Genomic DNA, 23442 nt, shown 5'->3' with positions numbered 1-23442 from the left:
AGCTTCTTGTATATTTTTAAACTTAGTTTAAATATTTAAAATGTATAATCCAATTTCTTTTATCAAGGTGGTTGGATAGCTCAGTCGGTAGAGCAGCAGACTGAAAATCTGCGTGTCGGCAGTTCGATTCTGCCTCTAACCACCATTTCTTTTTAATAAAATTTTTCATGAACGTGGACAGATGGGTGAGCGGCTGAAACCACACCCCTGCTAAGGGTGCAGCTCTTAATCGGGGCTCGAGGGTTCAAATCCCTCTCTGTCCGCCACCACTTATAAACAATTACAAACTTTTACCAACTTTTGCAAACATTGATCCACGATTTTAACGTTATTTTAAAGCCTTTATTCAAAAAATTACAAACTATCACAAACAATGACAAACTATTATTATCATAACTTTTTAGCTGACTATTTGGCTGACTAGCTCAAAAGACAGCCAAAACATTTGCCTTAGTCAGAGTCAGCTAAAAGAAAAACAATACCTATACTCTCACGCCACTTAGTGATCACAGAATTTAAAAGTTAAAGCCAACAAAAGCTTTTCGATGCATGCAAGCTCTAAAAGCATAAAAGTCTTAATAAATTTAAAAGAGAAAACTTAGAGATAGCACTTCATAGCAATTTTATAAAAATAACCCATTCTTACTATGAAATTTCATCTAGAAACAATAGAAAATTTTAGTTAATAAAAGTTGATTTGCTATGAAAATTTGAATTAAAAATTCAAGGGCATTGCGCCCTTGAAATTATGATCTAACAGGTGAAAGATAAGGTTTTTCAGAGTGCATAGACATCTCGTTTTGTTGTCTAAATGCTATATACTCCTCTTCGCTTAACCTTTTTATGTTAGCTATAGTGATCTTAAGAGGTGTGATACCTGAGAGTGGGTCGTGATCTTGTGCGTTTGCAAGCTCGTTACCGTCAGCTTCACTATAGTGGAAAGTCGTAAATATCGTGCTTTCTCTAAGGTCAGGATTTACGCGAAGTTTAGCTGCGATCCTACCACGTTTATTCTCTACCATTGCGTAGCAGCCATCTTCTAGCTCTCTTTCTCTTGCGATATCAGGGCTTACTTCGATTAGCGGACCTTCGATACCAGCACCATACTCTAGCGGCGGGCACTCTCTTGTCATCGTTCCTGTGTGGTAGTGATAAACTTTTCTGCCCGTCGTAAATAAGCAAGGATAGACCTCATCAGGTACTTCACTCATTGCACCTGAGCCTACTGGATAGCCATCAGGTATATGCATTTTGGCTTTAAATTCAGCCTCCATGCTCGCACGCTTATCTTTATCGTCAGCGTAAAGTACTGGAGCTAGGCGGAATTTACCATCAGGTAGCATTGATTTGTGATCGGTATAAAGATCAGGTGTACCTGGGTGATCTTCATCAGGGCATGGCCAGCTGATGCCACCTAGTTTTTCAAGTCTATAGTAGCTGATACCACCAAAGAATTTAGGCATTAGTTTTCTAAGCTCGTCCCAAACCTCTTCTGCACTTAAGAAGTCAAATCCCTCAAGTCCCATAGCTTTTGCGATGTTGCAAACTACTTTCCAGTCAGGCTCTACGCCACCTACTGGTTCGCTTGCTTTTCTAGTTCTTTGAACACGGCGAGATGTGTTGATAAATGTTCCATCTTTTTCGCCCCAACCAGCTGCAGGTAAGACAACATCAGCTTTTTGAGCACTTTCAGTGAAGAATAGATCTTGCACGATAAAGCAGTCTAGGTGGTGTGTAGCATGCACAAAGTGCTCTGTCCAAGGGTCACTCATAACAGGGTTTTCGCCGTAAACATAAAGCACTTTTAGCTCGCCGCTATCCATCTTATCAGGTGCGTATGTTAGTTTAAAGCCAGGCACTGGATTAAGCTCGAAGTGCCAAACTTTGCGAGCTTGCTCTTGTGCGTAAGCGCTATTTACTGCACCTGCTGGGATGACGTTAGGTAGTGCGCCCATATCGCATGAGCCTTGAACGTTGTTTTGTCCACGAAGTGGATTTACTCCAGCGCCTTTTTTACCTAAATTTCCTGTTAGGATCGCTAAATTTGAAAGTGAGAATACATTTGATGTACCGTCGCTAAACTGAGTGATACCCATAGTGTAGCAAATAGCAGCACTGCCAGCTTTTGCATACATCCTAGCAGCCTCAGTGATAAGCTCTTTTTTGACGCCAGTCTCACGCTCAAATCTCTCAGGAGTGAAGTCTTTTACCGCTTCTTTTAGGTACTCAAAACCTTCTGCATATTTTTCGATAAATTCTGTATCTTGTAAATTTTCAGAGATGATGACGTTCATCATTGTGTTTAGTGTTTTGATGTTTGAGCCAACTGGAATTTGCAAGAATATATCGGCTTTTTTAGCCATATCGGTGCGTTTTGGATCCACAACGATCATTTTTGCACCACGCTCTAAGCCTCTTTGCATCTGCATAGCGATGATAGGGTGGCATTCGCTTGTGTTTGTGCCTATTAGTAAAAATACATCTGTATCAGTCGCAAATTCAACAAGATCGTTTGTCATTGTTCCGTTTCCAAGGGTGCTGGCAAGACCTGCCACTGTTGGAGCGTGTCAAAGACGAGCGCAGTGATCTACGTTGTTACTTCCTAAAGCACGAAAGAATTTTTGAAATACATAGTTGTCTTCGTTGTTTGAACGAGCTGAACTAAAGCCCATGATAGAGCTTGGACCATATTTTTCAACGCTATTTTTAAAAGTCTTTCCTAAAAATTCATAAACCTCTTCAAAGCTAACCTCTTCAAGTTTGCCCTCTTTGTTAAACTCTCCGTTTAGTTTTCTCATCATTGGTTTAGTTAAACGTTTTGGAGAATTTACAAATTCCCAACCAAACATACCTTTTAAGCACAACTCGCCATCATTTACATGGTGGTTATCAGTCGGCTTTGCATCGACTATCCTACCGTTTTCTACGATAAGGTCTATGCCGCAACCAGTTCCGCAATACGGACAGGTTGTTTGAACAATCTTTTGCATAGATTTCCTTTCAAGTAATATTTCTAAAAACTCGGTTATTATATACCTTAGAATATAAAATTATTTTTAAAACTAATATTTTTTTTTAATTTTCTTTTAAGTAAATATGCAAAATTTGCATATTTCTTTGACGCTGAATTTACGGAGCCTTTTGCCGTTTTTGTCTTATTTTAAATTTGTTTTTTTGCCTTAAGTGATTAAAAACAAATTTAAAAAATATGAAAATTTATAAAAAGATGGGCGATTGCTCGCCCATTGTATTAGTTCTTGCGTGTGTTTGCGTCTGGAGTGAAAAGTGGCTTGTCAAGAAGTTTGAAGTCGCCTATAAATTTCTGACCCTCTTCGCTTGTTGCCCATTTTATAAATTTCTCTGCATTTTCGATGTCAGTTTTAGGGCAGTGTTTTGGATTTACTGCGATTAGAGAGTAGAAGTTTTTAAGGTCGTTGTCGCCCTCGTTGATGATGACCATCTCAGGATGACCTTTTTGGTTTGCTTCATATTTAATGTAAGTACCGCGATCAGTAAATGTAACGCCTTTTTGCTCAGCAGCAGCATTTATCGTAGCTAGCATGCCTTGACCTGTTTGCATATACCAGCTATCTTTTTCAGGGACTTCGCCAGCGATCTTTTTCCAGATGCCTTTTTCTTTATTATCTGTGCCTGATTTGTCGCCACGTGAGAAGAATTTGATACCATCTTTTTTGATAAGCTCAAAACTTTGTTTGATATCTTTACCTTTAAATTTATCAGCGATTGATTTATCAGCGATAACGACGAAATCATTGTACATTACGGCATTTCTTTTTAAGCCAAAACCTTTTTCTACAAATTCTTTCTCAACTTTTGGTGAGTGAACGAAAAGTACGTCAGCGTTGCAGTCTTCGCCAAGCTTTAGAGCTGCACCTGTGCCAACAGCTGTCCATTTTATATCAACACCTGTTTTTGCCTTATAAACTGGGTAGATCGCGTCAAGCAAGCCAGTGTTATCCGTACTTGTTGTAGTCGCCATGATTAGTTCATTGTCAGCGCCAAACGCCAAAACTGCGGCTGCTAGTGAGCCTAAAATAATCTTTTTCATTTTTCTCCTTTTTAGAAAATGTGGTATTATAGCATATTAAAATAATATGAATAAAAAAATTAGGAATAATATTTGGATTTTTTACTTAATGGCTTTACAGAAGCCTTTAATCTACTTTTAAACGGCAATCTTGAAACATATTCAGCTATCAAGGCTACCCTTTACACATCAAGCGTATCGATACTTCTTGCCGTTATCATGGGCTTTCCGCTTGGTTTTATACTTGGCTTTTATGACTTTAAAGGTCGCAAAATTTTACGCCTTCTAAGTGACACAGCTCTAGCCATGCCAACGGTTGCCATTGGTCTTATTTTATACGCTTTTATCACGAGAAATGGCCCGCTTGGTAGCTTAAATTTACTCTTTACGCTAAAAGCGGTCATGCTAGGCCAGTTTGTGCTAGCCCTTCCTATCATCATCTCGCTTACTGCAAGTGTGGTTGAAAATATGGAGAAAAAGCACTATCTAACTATCCTAAATTTACGCCTTGCACCGGCAAAGCTAGTTTTTTGTGTGCTTTACGAGCTACGCTACGCCCTCATGGTCGTCATCGCCACAGCATACGGCAGGATCGTGGCTGAAGTGGGCGTTGCGATGATGATAGGCGGTAACATCAAGTATTTTACCCGCACGATCACCACAGCCGTTTCGCTTGAGACAAATAAGGGCGAATTTGCCATGGGTATAGCGCTCGCAATGGTTTTGATATTTATCGCATTTTTAGTAAATTTAGCGATCTTTGCGCTAAGAAAACTCGACAAATAGGAGCAAATTTTGATAAAGATAAGAAATTTACACCTAAACTACGGCAAAAGCGAGATCCTAAATATCCCAAGCCTTGATATAAATACCAAAAAGATAACCGCTCTAATGGGCAGTAATGGCAGTGGCAAAAGCACGCTAATAAGAATTCTCTCGCGCCTGCAAAGCCCAGATAGCGGCGAAATTTCACTTTGGGGTGAAAATAGACCAAGCCTTGAAATGCTGCGTAAAATTTGCGTTTTGCTGCCTGAGCCTGCCCTTTTAAAAAGAAGTGTTAGAGAAAATTTCAAAGTCATCTTAAAAAGTAGAAATTTACTAAGCGAATTTGATGAGCGAACCAGCGAAGCACTCGCTCTCGTGGGACTTGATGAGAAATTTTTAGACAAGCGCCACTTTGAGCTAAGTTCTGGTCAGACGCAGCGCATCGCATTTGCACTTGCGCTTTCTTTAAGAGCGCCATTTTATCTGCTTGATGAGCCGACAAATAGCGTTGATATCGGCACTTCAAAGCTATTTAGCAAGGCTATAAATTTGATGCACGAGAGATATGGCTGCGGCTTTGTCATCGCAAGTCACGACGAAAAGTGGCTTAGTATGTTAGCAAACGAGTGCGTGTTTTTGCACAAAGGCAGGGTCTGCGAGTTTGAATACAAAAATATCTTCGAGATAGAGGGTGGTGTGCTAAGCTTTGGCGACGAAGCAAAGTTAAATTTAGCTTCAAATTTTAAAGGCAAAAGCAAGATCACGATCAATCCAAGCAAGATAAAAATTTCTAAAATAGGTGGTGAGGGTCAAATTTCAGGGATTTTGCACTCGGCCTCGCTTTATATGGGCGATGAAAAGCTTTTGAAGGTCAAAGTTGGCGACTTTTTGATCAAAATTTTTAGCCACGATGATGAAATTACAAAGATCGGAGAGAGGGTATTTTTAGAATTTGAAGATGGCTCGATGCTAGCTTTGGAGTAAAATTTACTCCCGCTCTCTAAATTTAGTCCAAATTTAAAAATGGATATCAAAAAAGAGCTAAATTTTAATAATCCTGCTAAAAAATCATATCTTACATAAATCCCTAAAAATGGCGTTTTTAAATATGCAATTAAGGCATATTTAAGCTTTTTTTAACTTTTCTAATTTATTTTATTTTAAGCCACATTAATAAGGCAATTAATTGTATAGTTTCGGTGTCGTTAAAAAACTATTTAAGGAAAAAGGTGAGCACAAAAGAGGAATTTGCAGCTGGCAGAAAACTTTACTACGCTACTTTCTCTAAATTCTTCGTATTTAGTGAAGATGAAAAGAGATTTGATGGCCTTAGTAAAATGCTTGATCTCATAGAAGAATATAGCTTAAACGATGAAGTCTCGCGAGCTGCTACTAATATAAAAAGTAAATTTAATGAAAAAAATCCAGAGAATTTGATCACCGAATTTGATGACATCTTTCACACTCCGCCAAGTCCGCTTCGAAACTCGCTCTCTTTTTACGATGAGGGTTATGAAGTGGGTCATGCTTGTGCTGATGTGCGTAAAATTTTGGCTAAGACAAACATCAGAAGAGATGAGAATAAATTTAAAGAGAATGAAGATAATGTAGGCTTTGTCTTTACACTTATGAACGAGTTTATCGGTAAATTTGACGAGTGCGAAGAGGAGCTTTTTAAAAATATTATAAATCCAAACATTGATGAGTTTATAGAAAATTTATATGAGCATAAAAATAGTGAAATTTACAAGGATGTGGCCGTTTTGCTAAACGAATTTATAGCGTTTGAACGCGTGGCACTAAACTCACCAAAACCGGTCAAGATAGACCACAAAAAGAGCGATGGTCTTTCAAGATCTGAAAGCATAAGAAGAGAAAAAAATAGGATAAGAAAACTAAGAACGGAGGGTACATATGCAAAATAGACGCGAATTTCTAAAAAAAGTCGGTCTAGTTGGCGCTGTGGCAGCAAGTGGTGCGGTAGCAGCAAATGCTAATGAAAATTTAAAATCAGGAAAGAGTAAAAAGACCGAAGTGCTTTATAAAAGAAGCAAAAACTGGGAACTTTACTATAAACAAGCAAAATAAAATTTGATAGAAATTTAAGAAAGGATGAAAATGTCTGAAGCTAGATTAAACGCTACGCCAAACAACATCGGTCGTAGATCGTTTTTAAAAATGGCTGCATTAGCAGGTGCTAGTGGAGCGGCCGGCTTTGCAGCAAGCAATGTCACAAGAGAAGCAACAGCTCAAGAGATGGCAAACCCATTTCCAGACTCAAAAATAGTAAAAACTGTCTGCACAGTTTGCTCTGTAGGATGCGGAGTACTAGCAGAGGTAGAAAATGGTGCATGGGTACGTCAAGAAGTAGCACAAGATCACCCAGTAAGTGCTGGTGGTCACTGCTGTAAAGGTGCAGACGTTATCGATATGGTGCGCTCACACTGCCGTGTAAAATATCCGATGAAAAAAGTTGGTGGCAAGTGGCAACGCATCTCTATGACGCAAGCACTTGACGAGATCGGCGCAAAACTAAAAGCTTACCGCGAGAAAAATCCAGAGCAAGTTATGTTTTTGGGTTCAGCAAAAGATAGCAATGAGCAGAGCTACTACATCAGTAAATTCTCTGCGATGTTTGGGACAAACAACCTAGATCACCAAGCAAGAATTTGACATAGCGCAACAGTCGCCGGTGTGGCGAATACGTGGGGTTATGGAGCTATGACAAATCACCTTGGAGATATCCAAAACGCGAAGTCTATCTTTATAATCGGCGCAAATCCAGCGGTAAATCACCCAGTTGGTTTTAGACACTTTTTAAAAGCAAAAGAGAATAATGGCGCAAAACTAATCGTTGTCGATCCAAGATACACAAGAACTGCGGCAAAGGCTGATTATTTCGCACAAATTCGCCCAGGCACAGACATACCATTTATGTATGGCATGATGAATCTCATCTTTGAAAATGGCTGGGAAGATAAGAAATTTATAGATGAACGCACATACGGCATCGATGAGATCCGCAAAGAGGCTGCAAAATGGACACCAGAAGTCGTTGAAGATGTGACTGGAGTGCCAGCTGCAACGCTAAAAGAGATCACAGAAATTTATGCTAAAAACCGCCCTGGCTCAGTCGTTTGGGCGATGGGTCTAACTCAGCACACAATAGGCAGCTCAAATACTCGTATAGCTCCGATCTTACAACTAGTTCTTGGCAACATGGGCGTAAGTGGTGGCGGATGCAACATCCTAAGAGGCCACGACAACGTTCAGGGCGCTAGCGACATGGCAAACGCACCTGACAGCTTGCCTGGATACTACGCTAAAAACGAAGCTACATGGAAATATTTTGCCAAAATGTGGAAAGTGGATTACGAGTGGTTACAAGGAAATTTCGTAAAACCAGAGTGGATGATGAAGCCTGGATTTACCCTAGCTCGCTGGTGGGCTGGTGTGCTTGATGGCAAAGATGGCAACGACGCTATTGAAAACGCAGGCGATAGCCTAAAAGCTCTTGTAGTTATAGGTAACGGCATAACATCTACTGCACAGCAAGCAAAGGTTCAAGAGGGTCTTGACGGACTTGAGCTTTTAGTACTTATGGATCCATTTGTAAATGATGCTGGCGTTATCACTAATAAAAAAGATGGCGTTTATCTTCTCCCAGCAGCAACTCAATATGAAACTAGTGGCACAGTCGTAGCTACAAACAGAAGTGGTCAATGGAGAAGCCAAGTATGTAAGCCACTTTATGAGAGCATGCCAGATCATGAAGTTTTATTTGAACTAGCTAAACGCATAGGTTTCTATGATGAGCTAACTCGCACTATAAGGGACGCTGATGGCAAGATAGAGTGGCCAGAAGCTGCTACCCGCGAGATAGCAAATATCGTAAAAAGTATCGGACTTACAGGCTGGACACCTGAGCGCCTAAAACGCCACCAAGAGAACTGGGATAAATTTGATGAAAAAACACTTATGGGCAAAGAGGGCACTGACGTAGCTGGTGAGTATTACGGCTTGCCATGGCCTTGCTGGACGGAAAAACACCCAGGCAGTCCAAATTTATATGATATAAGCAAACCAGTAATGCAAGGTGGTATGGGATTTAGAAACCGCTTCGGCTTAGAGCACAACGGCGTTAATCAGCTTGCCGCAATTGGCTCTGCTCCAGAACAAGGTGCGATAAATGGTGGATATCCTGAGATAACAAAGAAAAATATCGAAGAGGTTCTTGGCATAAAACTTACAGATGAAGAGCGCGAAAAAATGGGCGCTACGTGGGCTACTGATGGCAGTGGCATAATAGCTGAAAAATGTATGCAAAAGGGCATAGCTCCATACGGCAATGCACGTGCTAGAGCGATAGTTTGGACATTTGTTGATCAAATCCCTCAGCATAGAGAGCCGATCCACTCACAGCGTCAAGATCTTGCGCAAAAATATCCAAGCTTTGAGGATAAACCAAATCACTACCGCGTCTATACGAAGTATAAGAGCTTGCAACAAAGTAAGGACTTCTCAAAAGAATTCCCTATCAACCTCATTACAGCTCGTCTAGTAAATTTCAGTGGTGCTGGTATGGAGACGCGTGCTAGCAAGTATCTATCACGCATTACGCCTGAGATGTTTGCCGACATCCACCCAGAGCTAGCGGCTAAACATGGCATTAAAAATTGGGATTTTGTTTGGGTTCATTCACCTGAGGGTACTAAGATCAAGGTTCGCGCAAGGATCGTACCATCGGTTAAGCCAAATATGATCTTCTTGCCATTTCACTGGGCTGGATATATGCAAGGTGTTGATATGACTGGAAATTTCCCTGAGGGAACAAGACCTTTTGCAGTTGGCGAGAGTGCAAATACCGTAACAAACTACGGATATGACATAGTCACTCAAATCCCAGAAACAAAAAGCGGTCTTTGCCGCATAGAAAGGGCATAATATGAGCGCATTTAACGATAACAATAGACTTAAATTTTACTGCGACACAGATAGATGCATTGATTGCAACGGCTGCGCAGTAGCATGTGATGAAGCTCATGAGTTGCCTATCGGCGTTAGAAGACGCCGCGTCGTCACACTAAATGAAGGTATGCCTGGCAAAGAAATTTCAACGTCAATCGCATGTATGCACTGCGAAGACGCGCCTTGTTCGCTTGTTTGTCCGGTTGATTGTTTCTACATCAGAGCTGATGGCATCGTGCTTCACGATAAAGATATCTGTATAGGTTGTGGATACTGCTTATATGCTTGCCCATTTGGTGCGCCACAATTCCCTAAAGATGGTGCTTTCGGTGCAAGGGGCGTAATGGATAAATGCACCATGTGTGCAGGCGGTCCGCTACCAACTAATAGCGAAGAAGAGCGCGAAGTATATGGACAAGATAGAATTTCTGAGGGCAAGGTGCCAGTTTGTGCTGCGATGTGCTCTACAAAGGCTCTGCTAGTTGGCGAGTCAGATGTCATCGAAAAAATCTACAATGACAGAGTTGCTGCAAGAGGTTATGGCGAAAAAGACCTAAAACAAACTACTGTTTGGAAGATCGCTTACTACGCTGGCGACAGACTAAAACTAAAAGCGTAAATTTATAGGTGCTTTTTGCACCTATAAAATTTGTTATTTTCTCTAATTTTATACTTTAAGAAATATGCCTATTTTGCATATCAAATTTTAATTATAGTAACGTTTATTTCGTATCAAAATGCGTTTAAGCTTTTTGCTTTGTTTAAGCAAGTTTTTACTACAATCCAAAATTAAATTTAGCTTTTTGGGCTATCATTTGTGAAAACTTCAAGGAGCAAGATGGAACCGATTTATAAAACGCAGATCATCAAATATAAAGGCGAGCAAAAAGCGCAGGTTGATGATATCTTGGTGCGTGAGATCAAGCTTGAAATTTACATAAATGACAAAAAATTTGGTGCCGTTATGGCAACGCCTACCGATCAAAAGGCGCTTGCTGTGGGCTATTTGATCAGTGAAAACGTCATCACAAAGCCAGAGGACATAACAGAAGTTAGGCTCTCAAGCGACGAGCTAAGCGTCTATGTAAGCGCCAAAGTGAACGAAAAACGCCTAGAGCAGTTTGACGAAGAAAAGGTCATAATAAGTGGCTGTGGTAGAAGCTCAACGGCAAATATCGACCCACAGGCGATGGCAGCAAGAGCCGTAAAGAGCGGAGCTAAATTTAACAAAGATATGATCCTTGCTCAAATGAGTGAGTTTTATACGCAGTGCGAGCTTTACGAGATGACTGGCTGCGTGCATACAGCAAAGCTCTTTGTGAGCGAAGATAAATTTTACATAGGCGAGGACATCGCTCAGCACAACACGATCGATAAAGCCGTTGGCAAGGCCGTTTTAGACGGAGCTAACTTAGCAAATTCATTTTTGATGGTGAGTGGCAGACTTAGCTCAGAGATGGTAGCAAAGGCCGTTATGCACGGGGTGCCAGCACTTATCTCAAGGACAGCGCCAACTAGCCTTGGCGTGGTGATCGCTCGTAAATTTGAGCTTACGCTTTGTGGCTTTGCAAGGGGCGAAAATATCAACGTTTATAGCGGCGAAGAGAGAATTTATGAGTAAAAATTTAGAAGAGCTGATAAAACAAACGCTAAATAAAAGCGGCAAACTTGACTGCGGCACGGCTTTTAAGATCGCAAATAAGCTTAGCATAGAAGTCAGCGAGGTAAGCGACGAGGCGACTAGGCTTGGCATCAAGATAGACAACTGCGAGCTTGGGCAGTTTGGTGGTTTGGATAAAGACCGCGGTAAATTTACATTGTCACTTAAACTAAAAGAAGTTAGCGACGAAAAGGGCAGAGTTTTTTGCAAAGATGCAAGGGAGATGGCGGCAGCTAATGGCGGACTAAAGACCATGCGCTCGACGCTTAGAGACTACGGCTTTGACGTGAAGTACTGTCAGCTAGGCTGTTTTAAGGAAAAGAAAGGCAAAAAGATGAGAGTAAAGACGAAGACTTGGATAGAAAACGACGAGGGCGAGCTTATATTTGGCAAGGGTAAAACCGAAGTTTTAGACGTTATAGCCGAGGTTGGCTCGATATCAAAGGCAGCTGAAATTTTAGGTATGAACTATAAAAAATGCTGGTCGCATCTACAAATTTTGCAAAAGAATTTAAAAGAAGATCTCTTTACGACCAAGCAAGGTGGCGGAGATAGCGCTGGCACTACGCTAAATGATAGAGCTTATGAGCTCATAAACGCTTATAAACAGCTTCAAAATGACATCGAAGACTACGCAAACAAGCGCTTTAAAGAGCTATTTTTAAAACAAGACGAGAAGAAAAACGATAAAAAATAAACCAAATTTTTAAAAGGAGAAAAACATGTATGTAAAACTAAACGACAGGACTTATCTAAACAAAGATAAGATCACTAGAATCAAGATCGATAGCGTTCAAGACGGCATTCGTATCCGTTTTTATGAGGGTGCAAACCAAGTTGCTAAGAGCCAAAGATTTGAGAGTGAAGCAAAAGCTAACGAGTGGTTAGAAAAAAACTTCTTAAACAAATAAACACACGCGAGTGGGCACCCTGCCCGCTTGTAACCTCACTTTATACAAAATTTCATTATAATCGCGCTTTTAACCAAAAGGAAAATCGTGCCAACCATAGATGAAGTAAGAAAAAATATCATTTTAAAAGATGGAATTTACTATTTTGACTACACGGCCTCAGGCCTTGCCTATGCGCCTATCGAAGATGAAATTTCAAAATTTTTAAAAACCTACGCAAACACCCACTCAGACAGCAGTTCAAGCGCCGTGCTAACGCAAAAACGCTATGAAAACGCAAGGTCTGAGCTAAAGGAACTTTTGGGGCTTGATGAGAGCTTTTATCTAATAGCAACAGGCCAAGGCGCAACGGCTGCGATAAAGAAATTTCAAGAGATAATGGGAATTTATCTGCCGCCAGCAACAAGAGCCTTGATCGGCGAAGCAAATTTAAGAAGCGTAAATTTACCACTCGTGCTGGTTGGACCCTATGAACACCACTCAAACGAGATCAGCTTTCGTGAAGGGCTTTGCGACTGCGAGCGCACCTTGCTTGATGAAAACGGCGAGATAGACTACGTGATGCTTGAGAGGACGCTAAAACTAAACGCAAAAAGAAAGATCATCGCCTGCTTTAGCGCCGCCTCAAACGTCACAGGCGTGAAAACCGACTACAAGAGAATTTACTCACTCGTTAAGAAATTTGGCGGAGTGGTGGCATTTGACTGCGCGGCAACCAGCTCGCATGAAATTTTAGACGCCGCATACTTTGACGCAGCCTTTTTCTCACCTCACAAACTACTTGGCGGAGTTGGGAGTTGTGGGCTTTTGGCGATCAAAAAAGAGCTTTATACAAGCGATATACCAAGCTTTGCAGGTGGCGGCACCATCGCGCTTGCGACGCCATCAAAGCACCTTTTTATAAAAAATGCCGAGCAGCTTGAAGAGGCTGGCACGCCCTCTATATTGGGGCTGGTGCGAGCAAGCCTAGCCTACAACTTGCAAGCAAGTGTCGGAGTGGGAAATATCAAAGCACACGAAGATGAGCTGGCAAATTTCTTTGAAAAAGAGCTTAGTAGCATCGAAGATATCACTATTTATGGGCCTAAAAATGCAGAAAAACTGCCTATTTTTTCATTTAATGTGCGAGACATTTCGCCATATGACTTTGCTGCAACGCTTAGCAACAACTACGGCATACAAAGCCGTGCTGGCGTGATGTGCGCTGGGCCTTATGCTTTTGATCTATTGGGGCTTAAAGAGAATAAGATCTTAGAGAAAAAGCCAGGTTTTGTAAGGGTGAGCATGCACTACACGCACACGAAAGAGGAAGTGCTCTATCTCATAAACGCTATCAAATCATCTATCAAAAAACACCGCGAGCTTTGGGGCGAAGAAAAAGCGATGTATGAGATGTTCGGCGGTAAAATTTAGGCTAAATTTATTAGGCATTGAAATTTAAATGCTTTGCCTTAAACAGCTTCTGCAAAATTAGTTTTTCTAAATTTAAGCTGGCTTTACCTATATAAAATTTAGTCAGTCTGAAATAAATTTTAAAATTTATCATGATAGCACATAAGCTCAACAACAAACCTTGCCTGCCCACTCAATAAAAATATTCAAATTTAACTTGTAACTTTAGTGGCGGTTACAACTTTCGATTTGCCTAAATTTTAATAGCAAAGTCTTTTAAAAATAGATTTTAAAATTTAAGCATTTTGTTTTTTAAACAGCCTCTGTAAAGCTAGCTCTGTTTTTCAAATTTAAACTGGCTCTACCTATATCAAATTTGGTTTCGAAATAAAATTGATCATGCCAGCTCATAAGCCTAACCGAAAAACATATTTTCGCACAACAAAATACATTCAGATTTAACTTTTAAATTTAGTGGCGGCTACGGCTTTTGCCCTATCTTACTTAGCTTAAATTTTAGTAGCAAAGTTTTTAAAATTTGGATAAAGCTAGCGGCATAAATTTAACATTTCAGTTAAATTTACTAGCTTCAAAGTAGATAAATTTAGGCGTTTTTAAATTTAGAAGCCAAAATTTCAAATTTTACTTTGAAATTTCATCTTTTATCTTTTGATAAAGCTCCAAAATTTCATCTTTTTTGATGATAAAACTATTTTTATTTGCGATTAGATAGGCTGAGCTTTGCATGATGTCGCCAGCCACTTTTAGTCCATTTTGCTTCATGGTTGAGCCAGTCTCTACCACATCGACGATCGCGTCGCTTAGCCCAACAAGTGGTGCTAGCTCGATCGAGCCATAAAGCTTGATGATCTTGACGCCAACGGCAAGCTTTGCAAAGTAGTTTCGCGTGATATTTGGCATCTTAGTAGCGATCTTTAGCTCAGACCTTGAAAAGTCAAGCTCCTCTTCGTTTTTTATGCCGATGCAGACCTTGCACTTGCCTATTTGTAGATCAAGCAGCCTCACTACATTTGGCTTATGCTCTTCAAGTACGTCAAGGCCGACCACGCCGATATCTGCAGCGCCTTCAGTGACGTAAGTTGGTATGTCTTGGTTGCGAACCATTAAAAATCTAAAATTCCCCTCTTCAAGGATGAGTTTTCTATCCTCAAACATAAAGCTCGAACCAAAAATTTTTCTAAAAATTTCAAGCGTATCTTCTGCGATCCTGCCCTTTGGCAAGGCTACTGTTATCATTTTAAAATTTCCTTTTTCTCATCGATTATTTTTTGCATGGCGCGAAAGATCAGCATCTTGTCGCAAATGGCATTTTTAAAAAATTTAGATAAAAAGTCACCATCTCCGCCAGTAAAATAGACCTTTTTGCTGCCTGCTAACTTTGAAATGAGCGTGATAATGGGCTTTATGATGCCATAGCTCACAGCATCGCTCGTCTTTTGAGGCAACGCATCAATGTCAATTTGCGAATTTAGTGTCACATCAAGGCGTGGCGAGATGCTTTTATAGGCATTTAACATAGTTGCGATGCCTGGCAAGATGTAGCCGCCAAGATGAAGTGAGTTTGCCATTATATCAACGGTGATAGCACTTCCAGCATCTACTATAACGCCATCATTTATCATATAACAACCCGCTTTTCTATCTACTCCAAGACCTTGATAGATCGTGTCTATCTCAAAGTAAGGCTCTAAATTTACAAACATTTCGTCCTTATCTATCATCCGCAAAATTTCTTCATTTACACAGATAAAATAGACCTTTTCGTCTGGCTTATAGTTTTTAAATTCACTAACTTTTATGTGTGTGATCTTGCCATTTTGTAAAAAAGAGGCGTTGGTGTTGCCGATATCACACAAAATCATAACAGCTCCAGCCTTCTTCTTTGAAGTAGTTTAGGGATTTTGAGCAAATTTGAGAGTTGTAAAAGATCACACGTTTTTTGATCTTGGTTTGAAATTTCTCTTCAAATTTAGTGCAAATTTCATTTATCTCGCTGGCTTCTTTAAGCAAAAGCCTGCTCTTTGCACTTCTTAAAAAAACGATCTCGTAGAAATTTTTTGTATCGACACCAAAAAACGCCTCAAGCGAGCGTTTCTTGGTAAATTCGCTAAGATCAAGCCTTTTTAGATCTCTTAGCAAGATCTTTTTAGCTTCAAAAAGCTCCCAAATTTTTTGGTTCATTGCCCTAGATTAACATATTCGTTATCGTAGTAAAATGCGCCATTTCCCATGAAGCTTTTATCTTTTATCTCATCAATAAATTCATAAATTTCAGCTCCGCTAAGATCTAAATTTGTCTTTATAACATAGCCTGTTTTTTCGATGACATAGAGCTTATTGTTGATGATAGTAGCCGCTGAGAAGATAGCAAATTTGAAATTTACCTTGTTTTGCTCTTTTAGCATGAGGTCTGTTCTTACTATCGTGCCATCTTTTTTGAAGATGTAAATTTCATCGTTATGAACTAGCACGTCTTTGATCTCACCGTCATAATAAACTGTTTGGTTTGGGTTGATGACGATTAGTTTTTTGGCTGTTGCTGCGATTAGGTTATCGCCCTCAACGCCTAAAAATATGATGTTGTTAAAGAAATTTTCAGAGCTTACGACAACGTCGCGTAAAATTCTACCAGTCTCTTTTTGCACGATGTAAATTTTACCATCAAGTGCTGGATAAACGATGAGCGAGCTCATAAAGTAAGGCGCCACAACTCTTGAGTCAACCGCTGCGATTTCAGATGAGCTATACTCCATTAGTGTCGTAGCTGTGTTGATATCGATTAGATAGATGTGGTTTGATGCGCTGATGGCTGCAAGTTGGTTTTGATCAAGTGAGGCTGCTACGATCGCAGTTGGAAATTTACCGCTATAAACGCTGTGGCCGCTAGGATCAGTCACGTTTAAGTCGCCATTTATGCTAGCTGAGATAACAAAGCCGTTGTTTTCGTTTAAGAAGTTGAAATTTTCAGGCAAAGTAACGCTTTTATTTAGCCCATTTTTAGTGATGATGTTGCCATTATCAAGCGTTGCGCCATTTGCATTTGCTGATTTGATGTAAGAAGGAAGATCTTTTGACAAAGATATCTCGCCAGAAGTTTGCGCAGGCTCAAAATATTGTCTTTTTGTGCCGCATCCGCTTAGAACTAAAGCCAAGGCAAAAGCCAAGAATAGTGTAAGTTTTTTCATTATTTTATTCCCTGATAGTGTTTTAAATTTTTAACTAAAGTTTGTAGTTGTGAGTCAAGTGCGATCTTGTCAAATTCCACATTTGCCTCTTTGATTTTATTTTGTTTTAAAAGCTCAAAACCTTTTAAAAGTGCGTTATATTCGCTTAAAATTTGAGTATTTGCATCGCCAGTTTGTGAAAGGATGATATCTTTTACGATTGGATTTACTTTTAAATTTGCAAGCTCACTAATGCCTTTTGTATCGTTTTTATCAAGCATTTGACCAAGTGAAAAAAGCGCATACATGTTTGGCTCTTTCTCTTTTAAAACGCTTAAAGCATTTGCGTCATTTGGATTTAAGATAAGCTTTGAATAGGCCAAATTTGCCTCCTCAACTCTGTTATCGTTTAAAACCTTACTAGCGTAAAATCCGATGAGTGCGACGATAGCTGCCACGCATAGCACGATCAGCAAAGTTTTGTATTTCCTAAAAAAACGCTCTCCCTTGATCATACTCTCAAGAAACTGCTCCTGGGCGTCGATCTCTTTTTTTATCTCGGTTAAGTCTTCTTTTATAGCCAACGTTTTTCCTTGCTTTTGAAAAATTTTAATTCGCAGATTTTAGCATAATTAAATTAAAAGTAGCCCAAAATTAAAGCTTGAATGTGATATAATGCCTCAAAATCAATTAAAAGGTTGCTTAATAATGCAAATAGACGACACTCTCTTAAATAAACTAGAAAAACTCTCAGCATTACAAATTAATGATGAAAAAAGAGAAGAGATCAAGAAGCAATTAAGTGAAATCGTATCTTTTGTCGATGTTTTAAATGAGCTCGATCTAAGCAGCGATGAGGCCGTAGTTAGCTCTATAAAAGGTGGCACTCCATTAAGAGAAGATGAGCCACATTTAAGTGACGTTGTCGATGAAATTTTAAAGCACGCCCCTTCACGCGAGGGACACTTCTTTGCCGTGCCAAAGATCATAGAGTAAAATATGGATCTAATCGAACAACTAAGAGCGCAAAGCTCGGATACCCAAGCTAAAGTATCAGAGAGCAATCTCTCTGGTGACATCCAAACGCTTTTAAAAACCGTTGTTTTCAATAAAGCCAGTGACCTCCACCTAGTCTCAAGGTCTGAGCCTCAGATAAGGATAGATGGCACTTTAAGGCCGCTTGAATTTGGCGTGCTAAGTGGCAAAGATATAGAAAATTTATGCTACGCTCTAATCACAGATGCCCAAAAAAGCGAACTTGAAAACAATAAAGAGCTTGACTTCGCTATTGAACTTCCAAATATCGGCCGCTTCCGTGGCAACTACTACTATACGATGAATGGCGATCTAGCGGCAGCTTTTCGTATCATACCTATCGACATCCCTTCGCTTGATGATCTAAATGCGCCACAAATTTTTAAATATATCATCAAACGAGAAAAAGGCCTTATCCTGGTTACTGGACCAACAGGCAGCGGTAAGTCAACGACGCTTGCAGCGATGCTTAATGAGATAAATTTAAATTATAGAAAGCACATCATCACCGTTGAAGACCCAGTCGAGTTTGTGCATAACAACAAAAAAGCCCTATTTTCACATAGAAATATCGGCACCGATACACACTCTTACTCAAAGGCGTTAAAATTTGCACTTCGTGAAGACCCAGATATCATACTTGTAGGCGAGATGAGGGATAGAGAGACGATCTCTACGGCTATTACAGCAGCTGAGACTGGACACCTAGTCTTTGGCACGCTTCACACAAACTCAGCCATACAAACTATAAATAGGATCGTTGATAGCTTCGATGGAAGCGAGCAGCTTCAAGTAAGAAATATGCTTAGCGTTTCGCTAACTGCCGTCATCTCACAAAGTCTGATCCCAAAAATAGGCGGCGGAAGGTGCGCTGTGCATGAAATTTTGATAAATAATATGGCGATTTCAAACTTGATACGCGAAAACAAAGTGCATCAAATTTACTCTCAAATGCAGCTAAATCAGCAACAAACCGGTATGAGCACGCAGACTCAAGCACTGATGAAAGCATTAAAAGAGGGCATGATCACAAAAGAAAACGCGCTAGCCTACTCAACTAGCCAACAAGAACTTCAAAATTTAATAGGAACTGTATGATGGATTTAGTAACTTGGTTTGACATTATCGTCATCGCCCTTGTCCTGATACTTGGTGTAAAAGGCATAATAAACGGGCTTATAAAAGAGACTTTTGGACTTATCGGACTTATCGGCGGTCTAGTTGTCGCTAGTAGATTTTCAGATGTAGCTGAGAGCTTCATAAGCAAAAATATCTATAAATTTGAAAATCCTTCATTTTTACAATTTGTCGCATTCATCGGACTTTGGCTAGTTTTTTGGCTAGTTTGTCTGCTAGTTGGCAAATTTTTATCAAAGATAGTTTCAGTAAGCGGACTTGGCTTTTTAGATAGACTTGGTGGATTTGTCATGGGAAGTGGCAAAATTTTCCTCACATTTTCAGCAGTCGTTGCCGTGATGTCAGGCACTTCGCTAAATAAAATGATCGAGCCATACTTCACAAATAGCAAGGTCTATCCGCTCCTACTTGGAACTGGTAGATGGATAACAAATATCGATGTGAAAAACATCAAAAATGAGCTAGATGAGATGGTAGTAAGACCAAAGGATACAAACAAGAGTGATGCATTCATCTCAATGGATGCAAATGCGAGCACAAACACCGATACAAACGTCACTAAAGGGGAAGAAAAATGATAGAAAATTTAGAATATGATGCCTTGCTTGAGAAATTTAAAAGAGTTCTTCGCGACAATGGTTTAAAATATACAAAACAGCGTGAAATTTTACTAAAAACGCTTTATAACAACGACGAGCACTTTACGCCAGAGAGGCTATATCTTTTCATAAAAGAGAACTATCCTGAGCTAAATATCGGCATCGCAACTGTTTATAGGACGCTAAATTTACTAGAAGAATCAGAGATGGTAACATCTATCAGCTTTGGCTCTCAAGGCAAGAAATTTGAGCTTGCCACAAAGCCACACCACGACCACATGATATGCAGAAAGTGCGGTCTTATCATAGAATTTGAAGATCCTATGATAGAAAAAAGGCAAATAAGCATCGCAAAAGAGCATGGTTTTAAACTAACTGGTCACATGATGCAGCTTTATGGAATTTGCGAAAAATGTTCAAAAAATAATATAAAGGGAAAGTAAGGTGATATTTGACAACCAACACGAAATTCAAAGATTAGAAAGCATAGATGAGCTTAGAAATTTAGGTATAAATCCATATCCACATTTTCTTAGAAGAGATATGAATATCTCTAAATTTAGACTTAAATTTAACTATATAAAAGATACAGAAGAGAAAAAAGCAGAGGGGCAGCTAGTTGGCCTTGCAGGCAGGATAAAGCTGATCCGTGACGCTGGTAAAGCAGTCTTTGCAAATATCGAAGACGAAAATGGAAATTTACAAATTTACTTTAGCAACAAGACGCTTGATCCAGAGTGGTTTAAAATCGTTAAAAAATATGTAGAAATAGGCGATATCGTCTATGTTAGAGGCTACGCTTTTATAACAAAAACTGGCGAATTTTCAATGCACGTAAATGAGCTTAGCTTAGCTACAAAATCAATTAGTCCGCTTCCAGAGAAGTACCACGGGCTAGTTGATGTTGAGACAAGATACCGCCAAAGATACCTTGATATGATAATGAACCCTGAAGTTAGGGCTGATTTTAAAAAGCGCTCAGTTATCATTAGCACGATTAGAAGATTTTTTGAAGAAAAGGGCTTTTTAGAGGTTGAAACTCCGATGCTGCACCCAATAGCTGGTGGCGCAAATGCAAAGCCATTTGTGACATTTCACAACGCCCTTGGAGTTGAGAGATACCTAAGGATCGCTCCCGAGCTATATCTAAAACGCCTTGTAGTTGGCGGTTTTGAAGCTGTTTATGAGATGAATAGAAACTTCAGAAACGAGGGTATGGATCTAACCCACAACCCTGAATTTACAAGCATAGAGTTTTACTGGGCATATCACAACTACCACGATCTAATGGGCATCACAGAGGATTTATTTAATGTCATTTTAGAAAAACTTGGCATGGAGAAAGTGATAAATTTTGATGGCATGGAGATTGACTTTAGCAAGCCATTTAAACGCATAAGCTATAAAAAAGCCCTAGTTGAGATAGGCGGACTTGCTGAAGATATCGTAAGCGATAAGGCTAAAATTTTAGCAAAACTAAGAGCAGATGGCTTTGAAGCAAACGAGAAGCTTGACCTTGGTCACTTGCAGGCTGAACTCTTTGACAACTACGTAGAGAGCAAGCTCATCCACCCAACTTTTGTCATCGACTATCCGATCTCTATTAGCCCACTTTCAAGAAGAAGCGACACAAATCCTGATGTAGCAGAGAGATTTGAGCTATTTATCGCTGGTCGTGAGCTAGCAAATGGCTTTAACGAGCTAAACGATCCAATCGATCAATACAACCGCTTTAAAGCGCAAATCGATGCTAAAAACGCAGGCGATGACGAGGCTCACGAGATGGATGAAGACTATGTAAAAGCCCTAGGATACGGCATGCCACCAGTTGCAGGAGAAGGCATAGGCATAGATAGACTTGTGATGCTTCTAACAGATAAAAAATCAATCCGCGACGTTGTTCTCTTCCCAGCGATGAGACCACTAAAAACTGAGACAAAGGAGAATGAAAAATGAGTTTGCAAAGCTACGATAAAGAAATTTTTGACCTAGTAAATTTAGAGCTAAAACGCCAGTGCGACCACCTAGAAATGATCGCTAGTGAAAATTTCACTTATCCAGATGTTATGGAGGTGATGGGCTCAATCCTAACAAACAAATACGCTGAGGGCTACCCTGGTAAGAGGTATTATGGTGGCTGTGAATTTGTCGATGAGATCGAGCAAATCGCGATCGATAGATGTAAAGAGCTCTTTGGATGCGAATTTGCAAACGTTCAGCCAAACTCAGGCTCTCAGGCAAACCAAGGCGTTTATGGTGCTTTGCTTAATCCAGGCGATAAAATTTTAGGCATGGATCTAAGCCACGGCGGACACCTAACTCACGGCGCAAAGGTAAGTAGCTCTGGCAAGATGTATGAGAGCTTCTTTTATGGCGTAGAGCTTGATGGTCGCATAAACTACGATAGAGTAATGGATATCGCAAAGATAGTAAAACCAAAAATGATCGTTTGTGGTGCTAGCGCATATACAAGAGAGATCGAGTTTAAGAAATTTAGAGAGATAGCTGATGCTGTTGGCGCGATACTCTTTGCAGACGTTGCTCACATCGCTGGTCTTGTAGTAGCTGGCGAGCATCAAAATCCTTTCCCTCACTGCGACGTCGTAAGCTCAACTACGCATAAAACTCTAAGAGGCCCAAGAGGCGGCATCATCATGACAAACAACGAAGAGTACGCTAAAAAGATAAACTCTTCTATCTTCCCAGGCATCCAAGGCGGACCACTAGTTCATGTCATCGCTGCAAAGGCAGTTGGCTTTAAGCACAACCTTAGCCCTGAGTGGAAAATTTACGCTAAACAAGTAAAAGCAAACGCTAAAAAACTTGGCGAAGTGCTAATAAGCAGAGCCTTTGATCTAGTAAGTGGCGGCACTGATAACCACCTAATCCTAATGAGCTTTCTAAACCGCGAATTTAGCGGAAAAGACGCTGACATCGCTCTTGGAAACGCTGGCATAACTGTAAATAAAAACACAGTTCCAGGCGAGACAAGAAGTCCGTTTATCACAAGCGGCATACGTGTAGGCAGCCCAGCCCTTACAGCTCGTGGTATGAAAGAGGCTGAGTTTGAGCTAATAGCAAACAAGATAGCCGACGTGCTAAGCGACATCAACAACACCTCTTTGCAAGAGAAGATAAAAGCCGAACTAGTCGATCTTGCTCATAAATTTATAATCTACGATAAAGCGACATATTGATGCAAAGTATTGATACATCTCTTATAAAGATAATAACGACTCACTACTACATCAAACGTGACACGATCGTCAATAAGATAGAGTACAAGGGCAAAATTTTCTTTGATAAATTTGAAAAGATCAACGAACCACTAACTTATAGTGTCATGAAAGAGCATGAGGAGGGCAAAGCTATAATCGCCCACTCGCTAATCAATGCAAGTGACAAGGTCGAAAATATAGTCTTTGACTACAATGGCAGAACTCCAGATAGATTTTGGCATAGAGCGCAGCTTCTTTTAAGAGAAGAAGGCTTTATAAATTTCACAGCCTACGAGACCAAGACGCCAGGACATTTACACCTTTATGTGCATAAAGGTCACACTACGCTAAATGAAGCTTGCACGCTTGCAAATATGCTAAGCGCAAAGCTCTCACAAAAGTTGGCAAAAGAGTGGAGAATGTTCCCAAATCAAGATATGCCAAAAGAATTTAACATCCTAACTTTGCCATATAACCTCTATCAAAAAGAGCGTGGGGCAAGTTGGTCAAAATATATGTAAGGA

The 23442-nt window shown here is 40.1% G+C and carries 24 protein-coding genes and 2 tRNA genes; 19 read left to right on the top strand and 7 right to left on the bottom strand.

Going from position 1 to position 23442, the window contains the following annotated elements; translation table 11 throughout:
• Positions 1-69: 69 nt before the first annotated feature.
• Both CVS81_RS00930 and CVS81_RS00925 read left to right on the top strand, forming a co-directional pair.
• Positions 70-145 (top strand) — tRNA-Phe (locus CVS81_RS00930).
• A gap of 30 nt (positions 146-175) precedes the next feature.
• A tRNA-Ser gene (locus tag CVS81_RS00925) sits at positions 176-266 on the top strand.
• A 480-nt stretch (positions 267-746) separates the two neighbouring features.
• Here the strand turns inward: CVS81_RS00925 and CVS81_RS10165 are convergent.
• Positions 747-2990, bottom strand: coding sequence for a molybdopterin oxidoreductase family protein (locus tag CVS81_RS10165; protein ID WP_258031156.1), 2244 nt, complete (start codon positions 2988-2990; stop codon positions 747-749).
• Positions 2991-3250: 260 nt separating this feature from the next.
• A complete protein-coding gene (tupA, locus tag CVS81_RS00910; protein ID WP_103558927.1) occupies positions 3251-4069 on the bottom strand; it encodes a tungstate ABC transporter substrate-binding protein TupA in 819 nt (272 codons plus the stop codon).
• A gap of 72 nt (positions 4070-4141) precedes the next feature.
• Between tupA and tupB the strand changes: the two genes are divergently transcribed.
• The 10 genes from tupB (at position 4142) to CVS81_RS00860 (ending at position 13765) form a co-directional block, all read left to right on the top strand.
• On the top strand, positions 4142-4834 hold the full coding sequence (gene tupB / locus CVS81_RS00905) for a tungstate ABC transporter permease TupB (protein ID WP_107964781.1): 693 nt from the start codon (positions 4142-4144) through the stop codon (positions 4832-4834).
• Positions 4835-4843: 9 nt separating this feature from the next.
• Positions 4844-5797: a tungstate ABC transporter ATP-binding protein TupC gene (gene tupC, locus CVS81_RS00900; RefSeq protein WP_107964780.1), complete on the top strand. Its 954-nt coding sequence runs from the start codon at positions 4844-4846 to the stop codon at positions 5795-5797.
• 245 nt (positions 5798-6042) lie between these two features.
• Positions 6043-6738: a molecular chaperone gene (locus tag CVS81_RS00895; RefSeq protein ID WP_107964779.1), complete on the top strand. Its 696-nt coding sequence runs from the start codon at positions 6043-6045 to the stop codon at positions 6736-6738.
• Entirely contained in the window at positions 6728-6901 is a 174-nt protein-coding gene (locus tag CVS81_RS00890; protein WP_002941238.1) for a twin-arginine translocation signal domain-containing protein, read from the top strand. The genes CVS81_RS00895 and CVS81_RS00890 overlap by 11 nt, the downstream gene beginning before the upstream one ends.
• A gap of 30 nt (positions 6902-6931) precedes the next feature.
• Positions 6932-9757 (top strand): formate dehydrogenase subunit alpha, encoded by a 2826-nt coding sequence (locus CVS81_RS00885; protein ID WP_107964778.1) that lies wholly within the window; start codon positions 6932-6934, stop codon positions 9755-9757.
• A 1-nt stretch (position 9758) separates the two neighbouring features.
• On the top strand, positions 9759-10400 hold the full coding sequence (fdh3B, locus tag CVS81_RS00880; RefSeq protein WP_021087450.1) for a formate dehydrogenase FDH3 subunit beta: 642 nt from the start codon (positions 9759-9761) through the stop codon (positions 10398-10400).
• A 219-nt stretch (positions 10401-10619) separates the two neighbouring features.
• On the top strand, positions 10620-11402 hold the full coding sequence (fdhD, locus tag CVS81_RS00875; protein WP_107964777.1) for a formate dehydrogenase accessory sulfurtransferase FdhD: 783 nt from the start codon (positions 10620-10622) through the stop codon (positions 11400-11402).
• A complete protein-coding gene (locus CVS81_RS00870) occupies positions 11395-12138 on the top strand; it encodes a winged helix-turn-helix domain-containing protein (RefSeq protein ID WP_107964776.1) in 744 nt (247 codons plus the stop codon). Before fdhD ends, CVS81_RS00870 begins: the two co-directional genes overlap by 8 nt.
• A gap of 25 nt (positions 12139-12163) precedes the next feature.
• Positions 12164-12352: a hypothetical protein gene (locus CVS81_RS00865; RefSeq protein ID WP_002941192.1), complete on the top strand. Its 189-nt coding sequence runs from the start codon at positions 12164-12166 to the stop codon at positions 12350-12352.
• A gap of 87 nt (positions 12353-12439) precedes the next feature.
• Positions 12440-13765, top strand: coding sequence for an aminotransferase class V-fold PLP-dependent enzyme (locus CVS81_RS00860; protein ID WP_107964775.1), 1326 nt, complete (start codon positions 12440-12442; stop codon positions 13763-13765).
• A gap of 621 nt (positions 13766-14386) precedes the next feature.
• Here the strand turns inward: CVS81_RS00860 and hisG are convergent.
• Genes hisG through CVS81_RS00835 form a run of 5 tightly spaced genes read right to left on the bottom strand, consistent with a single transcriptional unit; the run spans position 14387 to position 17513 of the window.
• Complete coding sequence (gene hisG, locus CVS81_RS00855; protein ID WP_012140323.1) at positions 14387-15001, bottom strand: ATP phosphoribosyltransferase; 615 nt, start codon at positions 14999-15001, stop codon at positions 14387-14389.
• Entirely contained in the window at positions 14998-15627 is a 630-nt protein-coding gene (locus tag CVS81_RS00850; protein ID WP_021087426.1) for a type III pantothenate kinase, read from the bottom strand. Before CVS81_RS00850 ends, hisG begins: the two co-directional genes overlap by 4 nt.
• A complete protein-coding gene (locus CVS81_RS00845) occupies positions 15614-15946 on the bottom strand; it encodes a hypothetical protein (protein WP_012140325.1) in 333 nt (110 codons plus the stop codon). The genes CVS81_RS00850 and CVS81_RS00845 overlap by 14 nt, the downstream gene beginning before the upstream one ends.
• Positions 15943-16950 (bottom strand): L-seryl-tRNA selenium transferase, encoded by a 1008-nt coding sequence (locus tag CVS81_RS00840; protein ID WP_107964774.1) that lies wholly within the window; start codon positions 16948-16950, stop codon positions 15943-15945. The genes CVS81_RS00845 and CVS81_RS00840 overlap by 4 nt, the downstream gene beginning before the upstream one ends.
• Positions 16950-17513 (bottom strand): hypothetical protein, encoded by a 564-nt coding sequence (locus CVS81_RS00835; RefSeq protein ID WP_103569663.1) that lies wholly within the window; start codon positions 17511-17513, stop codon positions 16950-16952. The genes CVS81_RS00840 and CVS81_RS00835 overlap by 1 nt, the downstream gene beginning before the upstream one ends.
• A gap of 124 nt (positions 17514-17637) precedes the next feature.
• Between CVS81_RS00835 and gatC the strand changes: the two genes are divergently transcribed.
• Genes gatC through CVS81_RS00800 form a run of 7 tightly spaced genes read left to right on the top strand, consistent with a single transcriptional unit; the run spans position 17638 to position 23439 of the window.
• Positions 17638-17925 (top strand): Asp-tRNA(Asn)/Glu-tRNA(Gln) amidotransferase subunit GatC, encoded by a 288-nt coding sequence (gatC, locus tag CVS81_RS00830; RefSeq protein WP_021085025.1) that lies wholly within the window; start codon positions 17638-17640, stop codon positions 17923-17925.
• A gap of 3 nt (positions 17926-17928) precedes the next feature.
• Positions 17929-19062: a type IV pilus twitching motility protein PilT gene (locus CVS81_RS00825; RefSeq protein WP_107964773.1), complete on the top strand. Its 1134-nt coding sequence runs from the start codon at positions 17929-17931 to the stop codon at positions 19060-19062.
• Positions 19062-19679 (top strand): CvpA family protein, encoded by a 618-nt coding sequence (locus tag CVS81_RS00820; RefSeq protein ID WP_107964885.1) that lies wholly within the window; start codon positions 19062-19064, stop codon positions 19677-19679. The genes CVS81_RS00825 and CVS81_RS00820 overlap by 1 nt, the downstream gene beginning before the upstream one ends.
• Positions 19676-20143: a Fur family transcriptional regulator gene (locus CVS81_RS00815; protein WP_107964772.1), complete on the top strand. Its 468-nt coding sequence runs from the start codon at positions 19676-19678 to the stop codon at positions 20141-20143. Before CVS81_RS00820 ends, CVS81_RS00815 begins: the two co-directional genes overlap by 4 nt.
• Positions 20144-20147: 4 nt before the next feature.
• Positions 20148-21656, top strand: a complete 1509-nt coding sequence (gene lysS, locus CVS81_RS00810; RefSeq protein WP_223154912.1) for a lysine--tRNA ligase — start codon at positions 20148-20150, stop codon at positions 21654-21656.
• Positions 21653-22897, top strand: coding sequence for a serine hydroxymethyltransferase (locus tag CVS81_RS00805; protein WP_107964771.1), 1245 nt, complete (start codon positions 21653-21655; stop codon positions 22895-22897). The genes lysS and CVS81_RS00805 overlap by 4 nt, the downstream gene beginning before the upstream one ends.
• Entirely contained in the window at positions 22897-23439 is a 543-nt protein-coding gene (locus CVS81_RS00800; protein ID WP_002941307.1) for a DUF1882 domain-containing protein, read from the top strand. The genes CVS81_RS00805 and CVS81_RS00800 overlap by 1 nt, the downstream gene beginning before the upstream one ends.
• Positions 23440-23442 lie beyond the last annotated feature (3 nt).

Origin of the sequence: Campylobacter concisus (assembly GCF_003049065.1) — a bacterium.
GTDB classification, from domain to species: domain Bacteria; phylum Campylobacterota; class Campylobacteria; order Campylobacterales; family Campylobacteraceae; genus Campylobacter_A; species Campylobacter_A concisus_BE.
The sequence above is the reverse complement of the archived record's forward strand: the minus strand, read 5'-3'. Positions and strand labels throughout refer to the sequence as shown.